At 73.3% G+C, this 2,107-nt stretch carries 3 protein-coding genes and 1 pseudogene; all 4 read right to left on the reverse strand.

From position 1 onward, the window contains the following. Window positions 1-78: 78 nt before the first annotated feature. A pseudogene (locus tag L810_RS43535) lies at window positions 79-441 on the reverse strand (UDP-forming cellulose synthase catalytic subunit); the annotation flags it as partial. After that, window positions 438-1,214: a cellulose biosynthesis protein BcsQ gene (bcsQ, locus tag L810_RS43540; RefSeq protein WP_021164403.1), complete on the reverse strand. Its 777-nt coding sequence runs from the start codon at window positions 1,212-1,214 to the stop codon at window positions 438-440. The gene bcsQ and the pseudogene L810_RS43535, both read right to left, overlap by 4 nt. After that, window positions 1,211-1,444, reverse strand: a complete 234-nt coding sequence (locus L810_RS43545; protein ID WP_021164404.1) for a hypothetical protein — start codon at window positions 1,442-1,444, stop codon at window positions 1,211-1,213. The genes bcsQ and L810_RS43545 overlap by 4 nt, the downstream gene beginning before the upstream one ends. Next, on the reverse strand, window positions 1,441-2,107 hold a 667-nt coding region (locus L810_RS43550), incomplete at its 5' end, for a BcsE family c-di-GMP-binding protein (protein ID WP_042978512.1). The genes L810_RS43545 and L810_RS43550, both read right to left, overlap by 4 nt.

The raw sequence follows: 2,107 nt of genomic DNA on the forward strand, positions 1-2,107 counted from the left end.
TTTTTTTTTTTCAAGCAGAAGACGGCATACGAGATCGTTTCACGTGACTGGAGTTCAGACGTGTGCTCTTCCGATCTCGTTGACGCGCCGGCCGACCGCGCGCCCGGCCACGTAGACGGGCACGACGTACTTGTCGAACCAGGCGAGCGGATCGCGCGCGGGGCGGCCGTCGGCCGCGCGCGGCGCCCGCACGATCGCGCGCCACAGCCATTCGCGCGGGCTGAGCGGCTGCAGCACGCCCCACTCCTGCGCGAGCCGCAGCGACGCGACACGCACCCAGCGGCGCACGTGATCGGGCCGGCCGGGCGGCGGGGCGTGGAAGAACAGCCGCACGAGCCAGTCGACCAGCGTGCGCTGCGCGGGCAAGCCGATGCCGCGCGCGATCCAGTCGGCCGTGCGGCGTCCGAATGCGCGCAGGCGCGGCGCGATGCGCGCGTTCATCGCGCCGCTCCGCGGCGAACGGCCGCGCGCGCCGCCAGCCAGGTATCGACCCAGTTCGCGACGCCGTTCAGGTCGTGCGACGCCTGCGAATACGGTGCGTCGTCGAAGATCCAGCTGCCGCGCGCGAGCGCTTCGGGCACGGCCGCATCGACGTGGATGCGCTGCTCGAGCATCGACGCCGGCCCCGCGACCGCACGCAGCATCGCGAGCGCGTCGCGCTGCATGTCGCGCGCCGGATTCAGCCGGTTCACGACGATGTGCAGTTCGCCACCCGCCCCGAGCGCCCCGAGCCGCGCGGCCGTCGTCGCACAGGCGGCCGGCTCGGGCGGCACGACGACGAGCGTCAGGTCCGCGCGGCGAATCGCCTGCTCGGCCTGCGTCGACGGATAACGCGCGGTGTCGATCAGCACGACGCCGTCGGCCGGCAACGCGATCTCGTCGAGCGCGCGCGACAGCCACGCCGGATCCGCCGCGAGCCGCGCATCGCATGCGGCCGCGCCGGCCGCGTCGACCTGCCCGTAAGGCACGAACAGCACGCCATCGGCGTTGCGCCACGTGTGCGCATGCCACGGCTCGGCGCCGCCGAGCACGCTCTGCGCGAGGCCGTGCTCGGCCAGCGTGTCGAGGCCGAGCGTCGCGCCCATCAGGTTCTGCGCATCGAATTCGACGGCGACGACCGGCCGGCCGCGGCGCGCCAGCAGCACCGCGAGCGCGGCCGTGAGCGTCGTGCGGCCCGCACCCCCGGTCGTCGACGTAATGGCGATCGTCTTCATCGGGCCGCCTCACCGTGACGTTCGTCATGCACGCCACGCTCGCGCCCCGCGTCCGGCAGCAGCCGCCCGCGCAGCGCGACCGGCACGAGTTCGCACGGCACCGCGTCACGCCGGTCGATCCCGCGCGGCGCGTGAAAACCGCGGCCGATGCCGAGATGCTGCGCGACGATCCACACGGGCACCGCGATCGCGATGCCGACGATGAATCCGATGACGAGTTCGGCGATCATGCGACCCCCTCCTTGCGCAGCGGCATCGCGCTGCGGATGGCGCTGCGCTTGCGCGCGGCGAGTATGACGGGTTCCGGCGCCGAAGCGTCGGCAGCCGCGGCCGCCGCAGCCGCCGGCATCGCACCGATCGCCTCGAGCGCGACGATCGTATCGATCGCGTCGATCGCACCGCTCACTTCGCCCGCGTCGGGCAACGCGTCGCCGGGCCCGGTGCGCGCGAGCGGGGCGCGACTGGCGCCCGCCGGCTGCGCGGCCCCGAACAAATCGCTGTAGTCGGCGATCGGCGCGCGCCGGTTCTCGGCCTTCAGCGCGTTGAGTTCGGTATCGATGCTGCCCTGCCCGAGACACACGACGCGGTCGGACAGCGTGTCGACCGGCACGTCGAAGATGCGCGCGAGCGCGTCCTCCGCGTCCGCCGGTTCGCACGCGAACAGGAACACGTACAGGTGCGCGGCATCGGCCGTCACGACGTCGCCCGCGCGGCGCGGGCGGCAATGCCGCAGCACGTCGACGTGCGACACGCCGGGCAGCAGCGCGATCTTCGCGAGCGTGTGCGGCAGCGCGAGCACGGCGCCGCGATCGAGCACCGCGCGAATCCGCAGGCAGAACGCGCCGACCGGCAGATAACCGAGCACCGAATCGCCGAGCGCGGCCGCGAGCGCC

This window comes from Burkholderia sp. AU4i, from assembly GCF_000466765.1.
In the GTDB taxonomy this organism is placed as follows: domain Bacteria; phylum Pseudomonadota; class Gammaproteobacteria; order Burkholderiales; family Burkholderiaceae; genus Burkholderia; species Burkholderia cepacia.

Coding starts and splice junctions, on each gene's coding strand:
- bcsQ (WP_021164403.1), bottom strand. CDS start 1,214: ATGAAGACGATCGCCATTACGTCGACGACCGGGGGTGCGGGCCGCACG.
- L810_RS43545 (WP_021164404.1), bottom strand. CDS start 1,444: ATGATCGCCGAACTCGTCATCGGATTCATCGTCGGCATCGCGATCGCG.